This window comes from Janthinobacterium sp. P210005, from assembly GCF_036231865.1.
Taxonomy (GTDB): domain Bacteria; phylum Pseudomonadota; class Gammaproteobacteria; order Burkholderiales; family Burkholderiaceae_D; genus Janthinobacterium; species Janthinobacterium kumbetense.
Genome location: NZ_JAZARC010000004.1, coordinates 391,575 through 410,431, shown reverse-complemented (window position 1 = coordinate 410,431; position 18,857 = coordinate 391,575). Strand labels below are relative to the sequence as shown.

Annotated in this window: 16 protein-coding genes and 1 tRNA gene; 9 read left to right on the top strand and 8 right to left on the bottom strand. The window is 60.3% G+C overall.

Annotated features, from left to right (window positions below; all coding sequences use genetic code 11):
- The first annotated feature begins 80 nt into the window (after nucleotides 1–80).
- The 6 genes from dusA to VPH40_RS18475 all read left to right on the top strand — a co-directional run bounded on the left by dusA (nucleotide 81) and on the right by VPH40_RS18475 (nucleotide 5,515).
- Complete coding sequence (gene dusA / locus VPH40_RS18500; protein ID WP_251349820.1) at nucleotides 81–1,076, top strand: tRNA dihydrouridine(20/20a) synthase DusA; 996 nt, start codon at nucleotides 81–83, stop codon at nucleotides 1,074–1,076.
- Nucleotides 1,076–1,540, top strand: a complete 465-nt coding sequence (locus tag VPH40_RS18495) for a hypothetical protein (RefSeq protein ID WP_328574163.1) — start codon at nucleotides 1,076–1,078, stop codon at nucleotides 1,538–1,540. The genes dusA and VPH40_RS18495 overlap by 1 nt, the downstream gene beginning before the upstream one ends.
- Before the next feature lie 520 nt (nucleotides 1,541–2,060).
- The gene (locus VPH40_RS18490; protein WP_328574162.1) at nucleotides 2,061–3,821 is read left to right on the top strand and encodes a methyl-accepting chemotaxis protein; all 1,761 of its coding nucleotides are present in this window, start codon (nucleotides 2,061–2,063) and stop codon (nucleotides 3,819–3,821) included.
- A 60-nt stretch (nucleotides 3,822–3,881) separates the two neighbouring features.
- The gene (locus VPH40_RS18485; protein WP_077408994.1) at nucleotides 3,882–4,229 is read left to right on the top strand and encodes an energy transducer TonB; all 348 of its coding nucleotides are present in this window, start codon (nucleotides 3,882–3,884) and stop codon (nucleotides 4,227–4,229) included.
- Nucleotides 4,230–4,396: 167 nt separating this feature from the next.
- The gene (locus VPH40_RS18480; protein ID WP_328574161.1) at nucleotides 4,397–4,969 is read left to right on the top strand and encodes a hypothetical protein; all 573 of its coding nucleotides are present in this window, start codon (nucleotides 4,397–4,399) and stop codon (nucleotides 4,967–4,969) included.
- A gap of 162 nt (nucleotides 4,970–5,131) precedes the next feature.
- Nucleotides 5,132–5,515, top strand: coding sequence for a hypothetical protein (locus VPH40_RS18475; protein ID WP_077400334.1), 384 nt, complete (start codon nucleotides 5,132–5,134; stop codon nucleotides 5,513–5,515).
- A 551-nt stretch (nucleotides 5,516–6,066) separates the two neighbouring features.
- On the opposite strand, the gene VPH40_RS18470 is transcribed toward VPH40_RS18475, so the two are convergent.
- From VPH40_RS18470 to VPH40_RS18460, 3 genes are all read right to left on the bottom strand, one after another.
- The gene (locus VPH40_RS18470; RefSeq protein ID WP_035825219.1) at nucleotides 6,067–6,516 is read right to left on the bottom strand and encodes a hypothetical protein; all 450 of its coding nucleotides are present in this window, start codon (nucleotides 6,514–6,516) and stop codon (nucleotides 6,067–6,069) included.
- A gap of 256 nt (nucleotides 6,517–6,772) precedes the next feature.
- The gene (locus VPH40_RS18465; protein ID WP_099665284.1) at nucleotides 6,773–7,432 is read right to left on the bottom strand and encodes a PEP-CTERM sorting domain-containing protein; all 660 of its coding nucleotides are present in this window, start codon (nucleotides 7,430–7,432) and stop codon (nucleotides 6,773–6,775) included.
- A 327-nt stretch (nucleotides 7,433–7,759) separates the two neighbouring features.
- A complete protein-coding gene (locus VPH40_RS18460) occupies nucleotides 7,760–9,871 on the bottom strand; it encodes a TonB-dependent receptor family protein (protein WP_328574160.1) in 2,112 nt (703 codons plus the stop codon).
- A gap of 289 nt (nucleotides 9,872–10,160) precedes the next feature.
- Between VPH40_RS18460 and VPH40_RS18455 the strand changes: the two genes are divergently transcribed.
- On the top strand, nucleotides 10,161–10,607 hold the full coding sequence (locus tag VPH40_RS18455) for a response regulator (protein ID WP_099665282.1): 447 nt from the start codon (nucleotides 10,161–10,163) through the stop codon (nucleotides 10,605–10,607).
- 5 nt (nucleotides 10,608–10,612) lie between these two features.
- On the top strand, nucleotides 10,613–11,413 hold the full coding sequence (locus VPH40_RS18450; RefSeq protein ID WP_328574159.1) for a hypothetical protein: 801 nt from the start codon (nucleotides 10,613–10,615) through the stop codon (nucleotides 11,411–11,413).
- 45 nt (nucleotides 11,414–11,458) lie between these two features.
- Here the strand turns inward: VPH40_RS18450 and VPH40_RS18445 are convergent, their stop codons facing one another.
- From VPH40_RS18445 to VPH40_RS18425, 5 genes are all read right to left on the bottom strand, one after another.
- The gene (locus tag VPH40_RS18445) at nucleotides 11,459–12,817 is read right to left on the bottom strand and encodes a family 43 glycosylhydrolase (RefSeq protein WP_328574158.1); all 1,359 of its coding nucleotides are present in this window, start codon (nucleotides 12,815–12,817) and stop codon (nucleotides 11,459–11,461) included.
- A gap of 181 nt (nucleotides 12,818–12,998) precedes the next feature.
- Nucleotides 12,999–13,074 (bottom strand) — tRNA-His (locus VPH40_RS18440).
- 142 nt (nucleotides 13,075–13,216) lie between these two features.
- Nucleotides 13,217–14,062, bottom strand: a complete 846-nt coding sequence (gene murI, locus VPH40_RS18435) for a glutamate racemase (protein WP_099665279.1) — start codon at nucleotides 14,060–14,062, stop codon at nucleotides 13,217–13,219.
- A gap of 66 nt (nucleotides 14,063–14,128) precedes the next feature.
- Nucleotides 14,129–15,670, bottom strand: a complete 1,542-nt coding sequence (locus VPH40_RS18430; RefSeq protein WP_166449574.1) for a fumarate hydratase — start codon at nucleotides 15,668–15,670, stop codon at nucleotides 14,129–14,131.
- A 105-nt stretch (nucleotides 15,671–15,775) separates the two neighbouring features.
- Nucleotides 15,776–16,390 carry a YqhA family protein gene (locus VPH40_RS18425; RefSeq protein ID WP_077400355.1) on the bottom strand — a complete coding sequence of 205 codons (615 nt, stop codon included), beginning with the start codon at nucleotides 16,388–16,390 and terminating at the stop codon, nucleotides 15,776–15,778.
- A gap of 308 nt (nucleotides 16,391–16,698) precedes the next feature.
- On the opposite strand from VPH40_RS18425, the gene acs reads away from it, so the two are divergent.
- On the top strand, nucleotides 16,699–18,705 hold the full coding sequence (gene acs, locus VPH40_RS18420) for an acetate--CoA ligase (RefSeq protein WP_328574157.1): 2,007 nt from the start codon (nucleotides 16,699–16,701) through the stop codon (nucleotides 18,703–18,705).
- Nucleotides 18,706–18,857: the final 152 nt, after the last annotated feature.

The following is an 18,857-nucleotide window of genomic DNA, read 5'->3' as shown; positions in this document are numbered from 1 at the left end:
GGCCCGCTGCGCCGCGTCACCGTCACTGGTGAGGCGCGCAGCGGGTTTGTCATTTGCAGCTCCTGTTTTTTGTAGACACCATGACTTCCTCTTCTTTGCCTTCCCGCCGCCTGTCCGTTGCCCCGATGATGGACTGGACCGACCGCCATTGCCGCAAGTTCCACCGCGAAATCACGCGCCACACCTGGCTCTATACCGAGATGGTGACGACGGGCGCGCTCGTGTACGGCGACGTGGAGCGCCATCTGCGCTTCAACGAGGAAGAGCATCCGGTGGCGCTGCAGCTGGGCGGCAGCGACCCGACGGATCTGGCAACCAGCGCCAAGCTGGGCCAGCAGTGGGGTTACGACGAAGTCAACCTGAACTGCGGCTGCCCGTCCGAGCGCGTGCAAAAGGGCGCGTTCGGCGCCTGCCTGATGGCCGAACCGCAACTGGTGGCCGATTGCGTGAAAGCCATGCGCGACGTGGTCGATATCGACGTCACGGTGAAACACCGCATCGGCATCGACGACAGCGAGTCGTACGACTTCGTGCGCGATTTCGTCGGCACCGTGGCCGACGCCGGCTGCAAGACGTTTATCGTGCATGCGCGTAACGCCATCCTGAAAGGGCTGAGTCCGAAGGAAAACCGTGAAGTGCCGCCCCTTAAGTATGACTATGCCTACCGTTTGAAGCGTGATTTTCCGCAATTCGAGTTCATTATCAACGGCGGCATCAAGACGCTCGAGGAAATCGACCTGCACCTGCAGCACCTCGACGGCGTGATGCTGGGTCGCGAGGCGTATCACAATCCGTACGTGATGGCGCAGTTCGACCAGCGCTATTACGGCGACGACGCTCCCGTCAAGACGCGCGAACAGGTGCTCGAAGCGATGATTCCTTATATTAGTGCGCAGCTGGAGAAAGAAGCGGGGCGCTTGAAGCTGAACAGCGTCACGCGCCACATGCTGGGCCTGATGCAAAACCTGCCCGGCGCGCGCGGCTTCCGCCAGACCCTGTCCGATTCGAAGAAGCTGGCCTCGGGCGACCCGCGTTTGCTGCTGGAAGCGGCGGCGCGCCTGTCGTTGCCTGCCTGATGAGCGGCGATTGCCACGGCCTTGCGCGCCAGATTGACGGCTACCTGCAAGCCGTCAGCGCGCTGAAGGACGATGGCAGCCTTTTCGCATGCTCCTGTCTGGGCTCCGTGGCACCGCAGGCGGCGTTCGACGCGCTGTGCCGCGCGCTGGAGATCGCGCCGGACGGCTTGAGTCTGCAGCCGATCGAGAGCGTGGTGTGCAGCGGCGTCCTGTGCACGCCGCGCCAGTGGCTGCTCGAACGCTTGAACCCGTCGAGCGAGGTTGACCGCCAGCCGCTCGACGCGCGCCTGTTCGATGGTTTCGAGAACGAACTGGCCGAACTGCTGGGCAGTGCGCCCCGCTGGTATCAACTGGTATCATCGGGTCAGCGCAGCCTGGCCAGTCAATTGGGCGCCGTCTGGAGCGTCTTTGTCTTTGGCACAGAGCGTCACGCCTATGTGATGCATTGCAGCTGGGACCGCTGAGCAAACTTGTCTATACCGGTGCCCCGGCGCACTGGTATTGTCCGCACCACCCCCTCCTCTGAATACCACTTCCGAAACGATGTCATATGGCTATGCCATGTGTTGTAAATGCGCTGTTTCGGCGCACGGCCGCACTGTCGTGGGGCATTTCTATGGGGCAAGAAACGGCGTTGTTGCCATTTCCCCGAAGAAAGTTAATCAGCCATTTATTCAGGTACTTATTGCTTGCTTTGAGGCAAAATTTACACCTATAATTGATTATAGACAAATATTTCTCATATGAATGTTTGATGTTGATCTCACATCATCGGTGTCAAAAATTCAGTCCGTGGAACAAATTTGCATTCGCAGTCACTGGTGGTTTTCAGGGCTGTTGTAGACCAGGAAGTACCCCAGGCTGCGTGCGGCCGGATACCGCCAGCATACCAATGGGTAAGGGCGGATGCCGGTGTTGCGCAGCCTTCGTCTTGTCGTGCCGGGCAAAAATCCTTATCAATAGTTTCATTTACGAAGAGCCGAAATGAATTTAGCAAAAATGAAGGTTGGTACCCGCCTGGGCCTGGGTTTCGCCCTGGTACTGGTTCTGCTGGTGGCCGTGACCGTCCTCGGCATCGCGCGCATGGCGCAAATCCAGGAACGTCTCGATCACGTGATCAATGTCAACAACGTCGTCACCCGCCTGGTGATCGACATGCGTGGCAACGTCAGCGACCGCATCACCTCGCTGCGCATCCTGACCCTGATGACCGACGCGAGCGATATGGAGCCGGAAATGGCGCGTATCAAGACGCAAACGACCACCTATCAGGAAACGCAGAAGAAGCTCGAAGAGAAATTCGCCGTCGAGTCGACTTCTGAAGAAAAAGCCCTGCTGACCTCGATCAAGGAATACGAAGCCGCCGCCATGCCGGCCATCGCCAAGGCGTCCGCGCTGTGGATGGCCAACGATGCGGAAGGCGCCACGCGCGTGATGATCAAGGAAATCCGCCCGGTACAGAAAAAATGGATGGAAGCGCTGGAGCAACTGGCTGTGCTGGAAGACAAGCTCAATGAGCAGATGCAGTCGGACGCCCGCAAGGCATTCGACAGCGCGCGCCTGTTCATGATCATCCTCGGCGTACTGGCCGTGGCGATGGGCGTGGCGGCGGCACTGGTGATCACCCGCGGCTTGCTGAAACAGCTGGGCGGAGAGCCTGACTACACGGCATCGATCGCCGGCAGCATCGCCAATGGCGACCTGTCGATCGGCATCCACACGCAGCCATCGGACAATTCCAGCCTGCTGGCGGAAATGAAGGAAATGCGCAACAGCCTGGTGGGCATCGTCGGCCAGGTACGTGTCGGTACGGAAACCATCGGCACGGCGTCGCGTGAAATTGCCGACGGCAATATCGACCTGTCGTCACGTACGGAAATGCAGGCCAGCGCGCTGGAGAAAACGGCGTCGGCCATGGAAGAGCTGACCTCGACCGTGAAACAGAATGCGGACAATGCGCGGGAAGCCAACAAGCTGGCTGCCACCGCCTCGGACGTGGCCCTGAAGGGCGGCTCCGTGGTGTCGCAAGTGGTTGACACCATGAGTTCGATCAATGAATCGGCGAAGAAAATTGTCGACATCATCGGCGTGATCGATGGCATCGCCTTCCAGACCAACATCCTGGCGCTGAACGCGGCCGTGGAAGCGGCACGCGCCGGCGAACAAGGCCGCGGCTTTGCCGTGGTGGCGTCGGAAGTGCGCAACCTGGCCCAGCGCTCCGCTGGCGCCGCGAAAGAAATCAAGATCCTCATCGACGATTCGGCCGAGAAGACGGAACGCGGTACGCGTCTGGTGGGCCAGGCTGGCGTGACGATGGGCGAAGTGGTCGACAGCGTGCGCCGCGTCACCGACATCATGAGCGAGATCGCCAGTGCCAGCCAGGAACAAAGCGCCGGCATCGAACAGGTCAACCTGTCGATCATCGAGATGGATGGCATGACGCAGCAAAATGCGGCCCTGGTGGAGCAGGCAGCCGCCGCGGCGCAAAGCTTGCAAGACCAGGCGGCCGAACTGGCCCACGTGGTCAGCATCTTCAAACTGGTCGAAGGCGAAGAAAAGCCGGCAGCGTATGTACCGGCCCCCGTGGCGGCTGTGGCTGCCCCCGTTGCCGCGCGCAAGCCGGCGCCGGCATTGCGTCCGGTGAAATCGCTGGCACGCAAGGCGGAAGCGGCAGCTCCCGTGGCTGCTCCGGCGCCGCGCAAGGCGGCAAGCGCCGGCAACAATGACGAGTGGGAAGAGTTTTAAGCGCGGCCAACAGCGCACAGGAAGTTGTAATTACCGTATCTGATAATCATGGGGAAGCACATGTTTGAGAATAAGCGTTTGATGAGTGTTGCAGCAGCCTTGCTGGTGTCCGTTTCTTCCGCAGCCTTCGCTGCCGAGGTGCCGGCGTCGTTCGATGCCAAGAACTGCAAGGCCGACTATCCGAAAGCTTCGTTGATGAACGAAGAGCAGGGCACCGTGACGATGTCCTTCCTGGTCAATGCCGATGGTAGCGTTGCCGATTCGAAAGTCGAGAAGAGCAGCGGCTTCAAGAACCTGGACAAGGCCGCCATCAAGGCCCTGTCCGCGTGCAAGTTCAAGCCGGGCACCAAGGATGGCGCCGCAGCGCAGACCTGGACCAAGGTCGACTACGCCTGGAAGCTGGACTGATCCACCTATCGCCGGGAGCCTGGCTCCCGGCATGAGTTTTCCGCTACGGGCGGCGCCTGCAAGGGTGCCGCCCGTAGTGTTATGTGCGCCAGCCAACGGCACTGTCGCCGCCGATTCTGTTACCCTCGAAACATACCTTCGGGATCTCCCACCACAAGAGGCCTACCATGCAGCGCATCCTGACACTTTCCCTTCTCGCCGCCAGCGGCATGCTGCTTTCCGCCTGCGCCTCGCTGGGCACGCCCGTGGGCTTGCAGGCGGGGCAGACCGTGGCCGTCGTCAATAGCCTGAGCTGGGACAATCCCCTGACGGGCAAGCGCGACGGCGTGCGCACCAGCTGGCCCATCAAGGATGGCAAGATTGCCCCTGAGTATTTTCCGCTGGCGCAGCTGAAGCAATGCGAGGCGGGCGGCAAGCCTTGCGCTTGGGGCGTGATGCGGGCGCTGCGCGGCGCGCCCGCTTTGCAGTATGCGGACGGCGGCGTCGACCTGGTCGTGAGCGTGGCTATCGACGTGGCGCGGCGCCAGGATGCGCGCCTGGGAGAGACGCAGACGGCGATGGCGATTCCGCAGGATGTGGCCGCGCTGGCTGGTAGGCAACAGGTGCAGCCCAGCTGGAAATTGAAGTATGGAAAGGTCGAGCAGGTCGAGCTCGATTATGGCGTGCGCTACCAGGTGTGCGTGCAGCGCTACGATGCGGCCGGCAAGGCCATCGATACCTGCGCGATACCGTTTATTTGAGGAAACATGCCGCGCGGGCCGTTTGTGGCGGCTTTGCGACACTTCATGTTGCGGCGTGCGTCGGGGTGTAACAATCGGTAAAAGCACAGCAAAGCGCGGCGTAATTTCTTATAGTACTTAATTAAGGTAGTACACCAGTATTGGTACCCGAGGAGAATTGCAATGAAAACCCTGTTGGCAGTAATTTCGCTGGCCGCCCTGGGGGGCTGCGTCGTGGCGCCACCCGGTCCCGCGTATTACGGTTCGCGCGCGCCTCAGGGGGCTTACAATCCCTATGAATGGCATACGGTCTCGTCCGAGCCGGTGCAGTCATCGCGCGTGGTGAGCGCGCCGCGCGTGGAATACACGAATGAACCCGTGTATGTGCAGCAGCAACCGGTGTACGTGCAGCAGCCCGTGTATGTGCCGGCACCCGTGTACGCGCCGCAACCGTATTATTACAATCCGCCCGTATCGATCGGGCTGGACTTCGTGTTTGGCTTTGGGCGCTACGGTGGACACCGCGGTGGCTGGGGTGGGCACGGACGTTATTACGGCCGCCGCTAGTCAACATCCCACCAAATTTACTGCGCGTCGCGATTCGCGGGCTGCGATGCTCGCTGTACTAAAGTACAGCTGCGCTTCTCCCCCACGACTCACTGCCGCTCGCTACAATTTGGTGAGAGTTGTGACGTAATATGAACTCAGTGGAAATACACGGAACTCTGGTGCAGCACGTCCGCCGAGCACAGGATGTACATCGCCGCCGCTGCCAGACCTATTTGCAAGGCGCCAAAGCTGATCGGGATGAGGCGGGACATGTCGTACTCCTGAGTAGTGTGAGGTGTGGTCAGGCTTTCATCATAGGATGACTCGATGCCTTTGGGCATCGGATGAACGTCCGCCACGATGTAGGACAACACCTCGTGCCTGGCGCCCCGCCTCGCTCTCCGACCGCCTGAGTAACCCCCAATCAATTATTCCGATTTCTGACTTCCATAACCGGCGCTCTGCGGTGTTGCCCACTGCTAGCAGTGCTCGCACTGCGTCGCAGCGGGCGCCTTGCATAGCATCCGGTTCTGTTCGTCATAAATTCACAATAATTTCCTGAGGATTACTTAGCGGTTTTTCCAGCGCACTACAGGCTCTTCCGGCGCCGTGTCCGGCACGTTCGAGATCGCCAGCCAGTGCGTCAGGCGTTCCGGATGCTTGAGATTGATGCCCATGCCATCGATGATGCCGACCTGTTCCAGCATGCGCGCATCGATTTTCGCCTTCGACACCGTGGGCGCGCCCATGACCATGCGGTCATATGCCTTGCGCGCCTTGTGTTCCCACTTGTGCAGATTGCTTTCGTCGAAACGGTTCGCTTCGAAATACACGGTCAGGGTGCCATCGAGGTTGCCGAAGCCGACAATGCCCGCGCCCTTGCGGATGGTGGTGGTGTTGTCGATGTCAAATTCCGCCGTGGGCACGAAAATGCCGGCGCGGCCATCGATGTCGGGACGTCCCACGGGCGTTTCCTTGCCGTAGGAACTCGTTTCGGTAATGGTTTTTTCTGCAGACATGGTGCGTGTGGTGGCCGTGCCGGGAGCGCGATCGGGCCCGGCAGCGCCAGTCATCCTGTTCAAAAAATGCGTGCTGATGATCAGGGCGGGGTAGTGGCCCTGGCGGAGCGATGCTTGGCATTGCTTGATACCCCACTATTGTAGCGTCAATTTAATTCTTTTTGGCAACATTTCCTGGGAATTATGCTTCCGTTTGGGCCATAAAAAAAGCCGCCCGGCCTGATGGCGGAGCGGCTGTTGCACGACGACTTCAGACTCAGGCGGCAGTCTTGCGGCGTGCCATGAAACCCAGCAAGCCCAGGCCCAGCAGCATCATGGCGTAGCTTTCCGGTTCCGGCACGGCCGTCGTCACCGACACGTTGTCCAGGTAGGAACCATAGGTTGGCGCGGAGGCCGGGCCGATCGATTCGAAGCGCAGCAAGGTGGACGAACCGAGCGCGGTGACGTTCTGGCTGTAGGTTTGCCACACGCCGGTGGTATTGCCGACCAGGGCCGTTGGCGTCAGCAGGGTCGAACCCCAGTAGACGTTCATCAGGCTGCTTGCGCCGCCTGGCGTATTCGGGCGGCCCGAGTAGGCAAACGACAGCGCATACGTGCCGCCGGCCGTGGTGGCGAGCGATTGCGACACGGACGTCAGGCGCTCGGCGTTGAGTTCCAGGTATTGCGTGCCGGCGGCAGCGACGGGGTTGAAGCCGCTCTGGCCGCCTTGCGTGGCGCCCTTCTGGATTTCAAAGGCCGTATTGCCGCTGACGGATGAGGTCCAGCCCGTCACGGCGCTCAATTGTGCGAATGGGGTGGTGATGGCGTTGCTTTCGAAGCTGCCGTTGACGACCAGTTCGGTCGCGGCGTTGGCGCCGCCGGCAGTGATCAGGGAGGCCAGCGCGGCGATCTTGAAGAGGGTAGCAGGCATTTTCATGTGGGTCCGTTCTATTATTTAAAAGTTAATTTCATTTCCTAAATGACATTTAAAGAATATCACTAAAACTCACGAAAAAAACTGCTGCACGATAAAAATATTTGTAATTGTGAAATCATTTATGTTCAAAATTGCATTAATTTCCATGGTGAACCAATTGCAGTGCTGGCGCAGGGTGAGCGCGGCCCTGAGGCTGCTTGCCCCGGAGTATTTTTGTGACATCGGGACGTAAAAAAACCTGCATCGAAACAACAACGATGCAGGTTTTTTGCGTGCCGCCCGCGTGCGCGCCCGGCTATGGATGCCATAGCCGGGACGTGCGCGGGACTAGAACGCCAGCCGTCCTTGCAGGTAAACCATGCGCGGCGCGCCCACCAGCTTGCCCAGGTTGCCGTCCGAGGTGCGCGTGAAGTAGCGCTTGTCGGCAAGGTTGTTGACGCCGGCAACCAGTTCCAGGCCGTTCTGGCCCGGTACTTTCCATTTCACTTGCGTGTTCCACGTACGGAAGCCGGGAATGACGCCCACGCTGCCGGCCAGGTTTTCCGCCACGGTGTTGGCCTCGTCGGCGAACTGGCGGCTCTGGTGGCTGCTCGACAGGTCGAAGCCCCAGGCGCCCAGCTGGTAGTGGGCGCCGACGGTGTCCGTGGTGCGCGAATAGAAGGGCACGTCATTGCCCGCGTTCACGCCATCCTGCAAGGTGGCCTTGGTGTAGGTGTAGGTGGCGTAGGCGTTCAAGCCGGCCAGCGGGCCGGACTGGTCGAAGTGGTAGTCGACGGCCGATTCCAGGCCCCGGTGATGCGTGGCGCCCACGTTGTAGAAAATAGCGTTCTTGCCGCTGCCGACGGACTGGATCTGGTTGTCGAACTTGATGTTGAACAAGGTCGCCTCGGCCGACAGCCGGCCGCTCTTCCAGCGCGCGCCCAGCTCGGCGGTTTTCGCCAGTTCCGGCTGCAGCGCGTTCTTGCTTGATTGCGCATTGAGCTGCGTATTTTGCACGGCGCCAAACGAGCTGTTGTAGTTGCCGAACAGGGTGACGTTGTTGTTGAGCAAATAGGCCACGTTCAGCGAGGGCAGGGCTTTGTTGTTGAGCAACTCGATCTTTTGGTCGGTCGGCAAGTGGTTGAAGCGCACCGTCTTGATGTGCTCGTAGCGCACGCCCGGCGTGATGCGCCAGGCGTCGATGGCGATCTTGTCGTCGATATACACGGCTTGCGCATCGGTGGAGTTGTTGGCGAAGTTCGTCGTTTGTTGCACGCCGCTGGCGATGGCGACGCTGTAGATGCTTTCATCGGCCCGTTCAACCAGGTAGCGGTAGCCGACGGTGACGTCCTGCGACACCTTGCCGGTCGTGAAGCGCTGCGTGTAGCGCGGTTCGATGGCCGTCGTTTCATAGTTGCGCGGCTGGTGGCCCAGGTTGTTTCCGCTGATCAGCGTGCTTTCGCGCGAGCTCTTGTTGTAATAGGCGCGCACCTCGAATTCTTGCGTGCCGGAAATGGCATTCAGGTAGCCGATGTCGAAGGCCTTGCGCTCGCCGCTCCAGAAGTCGGTGGGGCGCGTGTTCTGGAACGGGTCCTGCTTGTATTGCGCGGCAGTCAGGCCGCCCGGCGTGCGCGACGTCACGTCATAGTAGGACAGCTTGCCGTACACCTCGGCCGTCGGGCTCAGGTCGTAGCGGAATTTGAGGGCGAAGTCGTTGACCTTTTCATCGCTGCCCACGCGCCAGTCGCTGCCGCGGATGCCGGAATACAGCACCGCCAGGCCCAGGCCGCTGTCGAGCTGGGTGCCGGCAAACACGCTGGCCTGCGTGTTGTGGCCCACTTCGCTGTACGAGTTGTAGCGTACGGTGGCGTCGCCCGTGATGCCGGGTGTGGTGGGCACGCGGCGCGTCTTGAAGTTGATGATGCCGCCCACGTTTTGCGGGCCGAAGCGCACGGCGCCGCCGCCGCGCACCACGTCGACCGTCTCGACATTGGCCAGGCTGACGGGCGCGAACGACAGTTGCGGCTGGCCATACGGTGCGACCGACATCGGGATGCCATCAAGCAAGACCGTGCTGCGCGGCGAATAGCGTCCGGCCAGGCCGCGCACGCCGATATTCAGGGAAATGGCGCTGCCGGCGCTGCCCGAGTTGTCGCTGATCTGCACGCCGGGAATGCGGCGCATCACGTCGCTGAGGCTGGTCGCGCCCGAGTTTTCGATGTCATCCTTTTGCACTACCGTGCGGGCGCCCGCGAAATTCTTCGTGCTGGCGGCCATGCTGGTGCCCAGCAGGTTGCTGCTGACCTGGATGGATTCCAGGATGGGACCGGCGTCGTTGGCGGTACTGGCCGTATTGGCGTCCTGTGCCTGCGCGACAAGCGACGTGCCCAGGCAAGCGAGGGCGATGGCCAGCGCGCACGGGCGCAGCGAAAAAGGCAGTGGGGAAAGTGTGGCGGCCATGCATGGATCTCCGTAGGGACAATGGTTGCGCGGGCATTTTTGGCGGCGCGACAACATCGTGGCGTGGGCATCCTGCGCAAGGGGATAAGAATGATAATGATTCTCATTTTATCCGTCAATTGCGAATATTGCGTAGTGGCGGTATGCCTGCCCGCAGGGTGGGGAAGTGTTGCTGGCGCGGTACAGCGGGCGGCCTTGATTGCCGCTTGGCACCAGTGCTCGGGTGCGGCGGCATTGTGCGCGCTTCTTGTATACTCCCGTTTTTGCAGCCGTCAGACGTGAACGTACAATGAGCCAGACAACTGAAACGACACCAGGCAATCCCCCCGTGGAACGCCGCCAGGGCGACCAGCCGGCAAGTGCTGCGCGCAAATTGAATCTGCTGGTGGTCGACGACAACCAGGAAGTGGGCGAATCGCTGGCCATGCTGCTCGAAGCGCTGGGCCACCACGCGGTGGTGGTGCGCAACTGGCAGATGGCCGTCGAGCAAGTCAAGCTGTGCGTGCCCGACGCCGTCTACCTCGACATCGAAATGCCCGGCATCAGCGGCATCGAAATCGGCCGCCGCCTGCACCACAACCCCGAAACGGCCAATGCCGTGCTGATCGCCGTCACCGGCCACAGCCTGCCCATGTACATGGACGACGCGCTGGCGGTGGGCTTCCGGCACTTTCTCGTGAAACCCGTACGCCTGGAAGACCTGGCGACGACGGTGCAGTCGGTGCTGGCGGGCTGAAATGTGTGCTATGGTTTGCGGCCCATCCCCGGGCATCCGGATACAGGCACGCAATGACCATGCATTCCCCGCAGCAAGCTGCAAGCACCGACCTGGCCAGCCGCTATCTGGGCGTACTGGCCGATTTTGATACGGCCTTGCTGGACCGCCATGCGCCGCATGCCGATGCGGAAAAGCTCTCGGGTCTCTTTCTCCCCAGCGTGCCGCCCAACTGGCTTGGCGCCCGGCAGCGCATCATGATCGTGGGCTGCGAAACGCGGCAATGGAATGTGTTGCCGGTAGGGGAGCGTTTTAGTTCCCTGGAGTACTATGTCGAGCGGTCGATGGCCGTGCATCAGGCTTATTTTGCGCAGCAATTGTCACGCGCGGATATAAAGGGCCGCGCCTTTCATAATTTCACGCGCGCGGTGGCCCGGCGTTCCGGCAGCGATGGCTTGATCTATGCCAATCTGCTGTGCATGGCGTGGAATAAAGGTAGTCCCGTCAAATGTCGGCATTTTGAGGTCATCAAGAAGTACTCCAAACTGCTGCTGGATGTACAAATCGCTTTCTTTCAGCCCGAGATCATCATCTTTGCCAATGGCAGCGCCACGGCCGGGCACCGGCGCGATTTCTTTCCGCTGGCCCGCGATGCGCAGGGCAAGGCGCTGGGCTGCGATTACGTCGAGGATGGCATACCGAATGCGCAATTGTGGCAGTTCCCGCTGCACCACAGGGATTGCTACCGCATCCAGCATCCTTCGTCGCGCTCGCCAAGTGCGGCGCGGGCGCGCGAGTTTTTGCTGGGCCTGCTCCCCGCCCACTGAGAGGACGCCCCGGCAGTGCCATGCCGCCGGGATATCGCTCGTCTGTTAGGGCCGGCTCAGCGACCACTGCTGATTATTCGCATTGGTCAGGTTCCACTGGATGATTTGCGCGTTTTCCAACGTGCTCAAGTTGAGCACGTCCAGGGTCAGGTTGCTGTAGCGGTTGCTGATCGTTTGGTAGCCGGACGCGGGGCTGGCGAAGCGCCATTGCTGGCCCAGTCCGCCCCAGTAGCTCCATTGGGCGATATTCGTGCCCGCCGTGGTCGAGTTGTTGTAGTCGTCCAGGCCCAGCAGGCTGTTCGCATTGATCAGGCTATAGTACCCGTCGCCATGCCCCACCACATACCATTGCTGGTGTTTCCCTCCCGTATAGGTTTGCTGCTGCACCAGCGCGCCATTCGCCGTGCCGGCGCCGGCCACGGCCAGCGCCTTGCCGCTCAGGCGCGAGCGCAGCACCGTGGGGCCGTCCGAGATGCCGCCGCAGCTGGCGACCGTAAAATTGCGCGTCAGGCTGGGCCAGCCATCGCTGTATGTCATCTTTAATATGTCGAGTTTGGCCGCGCCATTGTCGTTGACGTCGTAGTAGTGGACCGAGGTGTAATTGCAGCCATCCTGCTTGAGCACGCCGATATGGCCCGGTCCCTTGTATTTGCCGTCAAGGTTGGGCAGCACCGTGCGCGTGCCGCTGTACGGCCCCGTGACGCTGCTGGCGCGCTGCACTTCCACATAGTATGTGCTGGCGGCGCCCTGGCAGCATTTGCCGCGGTTGACGAACAGATAGTAATACTCGCCGTCGCGCGTGATGTAGGGCGCTTCGATATCCTTGCCGCCGCCACCGAGGATGGTGGTGACGTTGCCGCTCGTCTTGCCTGTCGCCTGGTTGATTTCCGTCACGCCGATGCCGCCGAAAAACGAGCCGTAGGACATATAGACCTTGCCGTCGTAGTCGCGGAACAGGGCGGGGTCGATGGCATTGATTTCCGCACCACCCCCATACGATTGCACGATGATGCCCAGGTCCGTCCAGCTGGGATTTTTCAGCGAGGCCGAGCGGGCCACGCCGATGGCCGAAACGGAGGTGCCGAAGGTGGACACCGAGTAATACAGATAATAGTAGCCATTCATGTGGATCACGTCCGGCGCCCAGTACGAGCCGCTGAAGTTGGGGATTTTATTGGCGATCCAGGCCGGCGGCGTGCTGAACACGGGCGCAGGGCCGGCCGACCATTTCAGCAGGTCCGTCGAGGTGGAATACCAGATGCCGTCGCCCGTGGTGAAATTGAAATACGTGTCGCCGTCTTTTGTCAGGGTACCGGGGTCGTGCGCATTCGGTACGCCCGTCAGGTTGATCGCCTGCGCATGGGCGCAGAACATCAGGCAGAGTGCTGCCAGGATTTGCTTCATCGTTGTCTCCGTACTGTTTTTATGGGGCGGTCCAGGCCGCACCCCAGAGTAGGGCGATGGTCAAATTTGCACTAATGAATTTTTTGCAGGAAGCGATACCGGGGCCGGTATCGGAGAATGAAGAAAAGCGGCGCCGGAATAGAAAAAGCCCGGTTCGAAAACCGGGCTCTTCATTATTCTGTGGGGTGGCTGATGGGGCTCGAACCCACGACAACAGGAATCACAATCCTGGACTCTACCAACTGAGCTACAGCCACCACTGTCTTACTTACCTGTTTAGCTGTTTTGCTGAACAGGTGCCGAATTATACAAAGAACTCGGCAAAGTGGCAAATCTAAATGCAGTCTTTTTTAAAGAATCGAAAGATTGCATGAAAACGGTCGCTTTTGCTCACCCAGCTCACACGGACAGGTGTTCGACGGGCGGGTGCAAGTCCAGCAAACCGGCGAAGGCTTTCGCCAGGGACTCGACCTTGGCCGTCGTGTAGCCTTGCAGTCGTGGCGCGTCGTTGTTGATGCGGCGCAAGCTTGCCGCATCGAGCAGGCGGGCCAGCTGGCGCGCCACGGCGTCGCCCGTGTCGACCAGGGTGATCTGTTCCTGTGTATGCGCGCGCACCGTGCGTTCGATGGCGTCCTGCACGAACAGGTAGTGCGTGCAGCCCAGCACCAGCGTGTCGACGCCTTGTTCCAGCATGGGGGCGATGTAGCGTTCCAGCATGGCGCTGGTGGCGTCCAGCGGATCGGTGCCCAGCTCGCATTGCTCGATGCGGTCGGCCAGGCCGATGCAGGGCTGCAAGATGAACGTGGCGCCCGTGGCGGCGCTCACCTGCTCGCGCAAGGCCAGCAGTTTGTCGCCGCGCAAGGCGCGTTCCGTGGCCAGCACGGCGATCTTGCCGTTGCGGCTGATGCCTGCCGCCGGTTTCAAGCCCGGTTCGACGCCGACGATGGGCAGGTCGGGGTAGCGCGCGCGCAGCGCCTTGATGGCGGCGATGGTGGCCGTGTTGCAGGCCACGACCAGCGCCTTCGCGCCTTGCTGCAATAAAAAGGCGGTGATCGCCAGCGAACGGTCGATCACTTGCTGTTCCGTCTTGTCGCCATACGGGGCATAGCCGGAATCGGCAAAGTAAATCAGGTCTTCCTGCGGCAGCTGCGCGCGGATATGGCGCAGTACCGACAGGCCGCCCACGCCGGAGTCAAAAATGCCGATGGGGGCGTCCGGGCGGGCATTGCTTGCAATAGAAGTCATATAAAGCCGAAGAAGATAAAAAAACGCCGCGCTGTGTTGCCGCGCGGCGTTAATGGTAGTGCTTGTTTAAGCGACCGTCACGGGAATCTTGCTGACGCTATTGAGTTGCTCGATCTTTGCCTGCCACTCTTTCGGGCCCGTGTTGTGCACGGAGGTGCCTTTCGAGTCCACGGCCACCGTCACCGGCATGTCGACGACGTCGAATTCGTAGATGGCTTCCATGCCCATGTCGGCAAAGCCCAGCACTTTCGCGCCCTTGATGGCTTTCGACACCAGGTAGGCGGAACCGCCCACGGCCATCAGGTAGGCCGACTGGTGTTTCTGGATCGATTCGATGGCGACCGGACCGCGTTCGGCCTTGCCGATCATCGCGATCAAGCCCGTCTTTTCCAGCATCATGTCGGTGAACTTGTCCATGCGCGTGGCGGTCGTCGGGCCGGCCGGGCCGACCACTTCGTCGCGCACCGGGTCGACCGGGCCGACGTAGTAAATTACGCGGTTCTTGAAGTCGACCGGCAATTCTTCGCCCTTCGCCAGCATGTCCTGGATGCGCTTGTGCGCGGCGTCGCGGCCCGTCAGCATCTTGCCGTTCAACAGCAAGGTCTGGCCCGGCGTCCACGAAGCGACTTCTTCCTTCGTCAGGGTGTTCAGGTCGACGCGCTTGGATTTTTCCGTGTCCGGCGTCCAGTGCACTTCCGGCCACGACGACAGCGATGGCGGTTCCATGTAGGCAGGGCCCGAGCCGTCCAGCACGAAGTGGCCGTGGCGCGTGGCGGCGCAGTTCGGGATCATGGCGACGGGCTTCGACGCGGCATGCGTCGGGTGCATCATGATCTTGACGTCGAGCACGGTCGTCAGGCCGCCCAGGCCTTGCGCGCCGATGCCCAGCGAGTTGATCTTGTCGCACAGCTCGATACGCAATTCTTCCAGTTTATTTTGCGGGCCGCGTTGTTTCAGCTCAAACATGTCGATGTCTTCCATCAACACCTCTTTTGCCATCAGCATGGCTTTTTCGGCCGTGCCGCCGATGCCGATGCCCAGCATGCCAGGCGGGCACCAGCCGGCGCCCATGGTCGGCACGGTCTTCATGACCCAGTCCACCAGCGAGTCGGACGGGTTCATCATGATCATCTTCGACTTGTTTTCCGAACCGCCGCCCTTGGCAGCCACTTTCACGTCGACGGTATTGCCTTCAACCAATTCCATGTGCACGACGGCTGGCGTGTTGTCCTTGGTGTTCTTGCGGTCGAAATGCGGGTCGGCCACGATGGAGGCGCGCAGCTTGTTGTCGTCGAAGTTGTACGCGCGGCGCACGCCTTCGTTGACGGCGTCGGTAACCGTGCCGCTGAAGCCTTCGAAGCGCACACCCATGCCGATTTTCAGGAAGACGTTGACGATACCCGTGTCCTGGCAAATCGGACGCTTGCCTTCCGCGCACATGCGCGAATTGGTCAGGATTTGCGCGATCGCATCTTTTGCCGCCGGGCTTTGCTCGGCCGCATAAGCGCGCGCCAGGTGTTCGATGTAATCAGCAGGGTGGTAGTAGCTAATGTACTGCAACGCTGCGGCGACGGATTCGATCAGGTCTTCTTGCTTTATGACAGTCATGGTGTTCTCGCGGTAGATAAGAAGGGTAAGACTCTTTACTAATACTAGTTACTGCATTGGAATGACAAAGCCCATGGCCGCTGCTGGCAGCCATGGGCTTCGGGTTTAATGCGGTCGTGCCTGGTTCTGGGTCACCGTCATGATGCGGTCGGTGTACGCGATCGCCATGGCGGAAATGATGAAGACCATGTGGATCACCGTCTGCGCGATGATCACTTCCATCTTGTAGGAGTTGGCATTGATGAAAGTCTTCAGCAGGTGGATGGACGAGATGCCGATGATGGCCATCGCCAATTTCGTCTTCAGCACGGAAGCATTTACATGCGACAACCATTCCGGCTGGTCTGGGTGGTCATCGAGGTGCATGCGCGAAACGAAGGTTTCGTAGCCGCCAATAATGACCATGATCAACAGGTTCGAAATCATGACCACGTCGATCAGGCCTAATACCACCAGCATGATGGTCGCTTCGTTCAGCTTGGTCGGCAGGGCGCTGCCGGGCACGGCGACGGCCGTCAGTACGTGCTGCAGGGCTGCATCATTGCCGAACACGGCGCCGATCAGGTCGGATAATTCCACCCAGAAATGGAAGACATACACGCATTGTGCGAGGATCAGGCCCAGGTACAGCGGCAACTGCAGCCAGCGCGACATGAAGATGAAGGCGGACAATGGATGCAGCTTGGTATGTTTGGCAGACGGTGGTAGGTGGTCGATCATGTAGGGGTTCCTGGGGGAGTAAATACCAATTTTTGGCATGCCCGACATTTTACACTTGCTGTCGATTACTGCGCATGGCCTTGCTCTGTATTATTGGGTTTGATGAAACACAAAGTGGTATTGAAGCTTCGGCGCGCCAGGCATTTTCCCAGTGAAAATACTGTACGGCGTCCCCTTGACGCCCATCGCCGAAGGCGCTTATGGTTAGCCTTGACAGAGGAAAACGCTGCAGAAAATGCGCAATGTAAGGCGTCCGTAAGACAGGGCGCTTATCGTGTTAGCAAACAATTACTACACTGGAGACAAGCATGGCCGCTACAGAAAACCAAGGACAGGGCACGCAGCAGCAAGGACCAGAAGAGTCGCGCGTATTTGAACCATCGGCGGCCTTTGCCGCACAAGCCACCATTTCCGGCATGGCCGCGTACCACGCCATGGTGAAAGAGGCGGAAACCGACTACGAAGGCTTCTGGGTCAAGCTGGCGCGCGAAAACCTGAGCTGGAAAAAGCCATTCACCCGCACCCTGAACGAAGACAATGCCCCGTTCTACAAATGGTTCGAGGACGGCCAGCTGAACGTGTCGTACAACTGCCTGGACCGCAACATCGAAAATGGCCTGGGCGACAAGACGGCCATCATCTTCGAAGCGGACGACGGCACCGTTACCAAGGCAACCTATAAAGAACTGCACGAAAAAGTCTGCAAGTTCGCCAACGGTCTGAAATCCAAGGGCATCGCCAAGGGCGACCGCGTCATCATCTATATGTCGATGTCCGTCGAAGGCGTTGCCGCCATGCAAGCCTGCGCGCGCATCGGCGCCACCCACTCCGTCGTGTTCGGCGGCTTTTCTGCGAAATCCTTGCAGGAACGCATCATCGACGCGGGCGCCGTGGCCGTCATCACGGGCGACGAGCAATTGCGCGGCGGCAAGAAGCTGCCATTGAAATCCATCGTCGACGAAGCGCTGGCGCTGGGCGGCTGCGATACCGTGAAAAACGTCATCGTGTATAAACGCACGGGCAGCGACTTGCCGATGGTGGCGGGTCGCGACACGTGGCTGCACGACCTGGTCGCAGGCCAGAGCGCGCAATGCGAACCGGAATGGGTCGATGCCGAGCATCCATTGTTCATCTTGTATACGTCCGGCTCGACCGGCACGCCGAAGGGCGTGCAGCACTCGAGCGGCGGCTACCTGCTGTGGGCCGCGCTGACGATGAAGTGGAGTTTCGACATCAAGCCCGACGACGTGTTCTGGTGCACGGCCGACATCGGCTGGGTGACGGGCCACAGCTACATCGCGTATGGCCCGATGGCCGTGGGCGCTACGCAAGTGGTGTTCGAAGGCATCCCGACCTACCCGAACGCGGGCCGTTTCTGGGAAACCATCAAAAAACACAACGTCAGCATCTTCTACACGGCGCCAACGGCCATCCGTTCGCTGATCAAGGCGGCCGACGTGGACCCGAAAGTTCATCCAGGCAACTACGACCTGACCAGCCTGCGTTTGCTGGGCACGGTCGGCGAGCCGATCAATCCGGAAGCGTGGATGTGGTACTACAAGCATATCGGCGGCGAGAAATGCCCGATCGTCGATACCTTCTGGCAAACGGAGACGGGTGGCCACATGATCACCCCGTTGCCGGGCGCCACGCCGATGGTGCCCGGTTCCTGCACCCTGCCATTGCCAGGCATCATGGCCGCCATCGTCGACGAGGCGGGCCAGGACGTGCCGAACGGCCAGGGCGGCATCCTCGTAGTAAAACGCCCATGGCCATCGATGATCCGCACGATCTGGAACAACCCCGAGCGTTTCAAGTCCAGCTATTTCCCGGAAGAACTCGGCGGCAAGATGTACCTGGCAGGCGACGGCGCCATCCGCAACAAGGACACGGGCTACTTCACCATCACAGGCCGCATCGATGACGTGCTGAACGTGTCGGGCCACCGCATGGGCACGATGGAAATCGAATCGGCCCTGGTGGCCAACCCGCTGGTGGCCGAAGCGGCCGTGGTGGGCCGTCCGGACGACACGACGGGTGAATCGATCTGCGCCTTCGTCGTGCTCAAGCAAGCGCGTCCGACAGGCGAGGAAGCGAAGAAACTGGCCCTGGAGCTACGCAACTGGGTCGGCAAGGAAATCGGCCCGATCGCGAAGCCGAAGGAAATCCGTTTCGGCGACAACCTGCCGAAAACCCGCTCCGGCAAAATCATGCGCCGCCTGCTGCGCGTGCTGGCCAAGGGCGAGACGATCACGCAAGACGTGTCGACCCTGGAAAACCCGGCCATCCTGGAGCAGTTGAAGGAAGCGTCGTAATGGAAGGTCGGTCCCTGCGGGGGCCGACCATGGCATGTATTGGGTTGCTGCTTGTCGTTGTGTGCTTTAACTTTTACCCCACGGTAAATAACTTTGGCAGTCCGTAGAATCTTTGCTATAATCTGCGGCTTCGCGACAAGCGAGAAATAGTA

Bases quoted from the DNA above. Each gene is read 5' to 3' on its own strand.
- dusA (WP_251349820.1), top strand. From the start codon at position 81: ATGACTTCCTCTTCTTTGCCTTCCCGCCGCCTGTCCGTTGCCCCGATG.
- VPH40_RS18495 (WP_328574163.1), top strand. From the start codon at position 1,076: ATGAGCGGCGATTGCCACGGCCTTGCGCGCCAGATTGACGGCTACCTG.
- VPH40_RS18490 (WP_328574162.1), top strand. From the start codon at position 2,061: ATGAATTTAGCAAAAATGAAGGTTGGTACCCGCCTGGGCCTGGGTTTC.
- VPH40_RS18485 (WP_077408994.1), top strand. From the start codon at position 3,882: ATGTTTGAGAATAAGCGTTTGATGAGTGTTGCAGCAGCCTTGCTGGTG.
- VPH40_RS18480 (WP_328574161.1), top strand. From the start codon at position 4,397: ATGCAGCGCATCCTGACACTTTCCCTTCTCGCCGCCAGCGGCATGCTG.
- VPH40_RS18475 (WP_077400334.1), top strand. From the start codon at position 5,132: ATGAAAACCCTGTTGGCAGTAATTTCGCTGGCCGCCCTGGGGGGCTGC.
- VPH40_RS18470 (WP_035825219.1), bottom strand. From the start codon at position 6,516: ATGTCTGCAGAAAAAACCATTACCGAAACGAGTTCCTACGGCAAGGAA.
- VPH40_RS18465 (WP_099665284.1), bottom strand. From the start codon at position 7,432: ATGAAAATGCCTGCTACCCTCTTCAAGATCGCCGCGCTGGCCTCCCTG.
- VPH40_RS18460 (WP_328574160.1), bottom strand. From the start codon at position 9,871: ATGGCCGCCACACTTTCCCCACTGCCTTTTTCGCTGCGCCCGTGCGCG.
- VPH40_RS18455 (WP_099665282.1), top strand. From the start codon at position 10,161: ATGAGCCAGACAACTGAAACGACACCAGGCAATCCCCCCGTGGAACGC.
- VPH40_RS18445 (WP_328574158.1), bottom strand. From the start codon at position 12,817: ATGAAGCAAATCCTGGCAGCACTCTGCCTGATGTTCTGCGCCCATGCG.
- murI (WP_099665279.1), bottom strand. From the start codon at position 14,062: ATGACTTCTATTGCAAGCAATGCCCGCCCGGACGCCCCCATCGGCATT.
- VPH40_RS18430 (WP_166449574.1), bottom strand. From the start codon at position 15,670: ATGACTGTCATAAAGCAAGAAGACCTGATCGAATCCGTCGCCGCAGCG.
- VPH40_RS18425 (WP_077400355.1), bottom strand. From the start codon at position 16,390: ATGATCGACCACCTACCACCGTCTGCCAAACATACCAAGCTGCATCCA.
- acs (WP_328574157.1), top strand. From the start codon at position 16,699: ATGGCCGCTACAGAAAACCAAGGACAGGGCACGCAGCAGCAAGGACCA.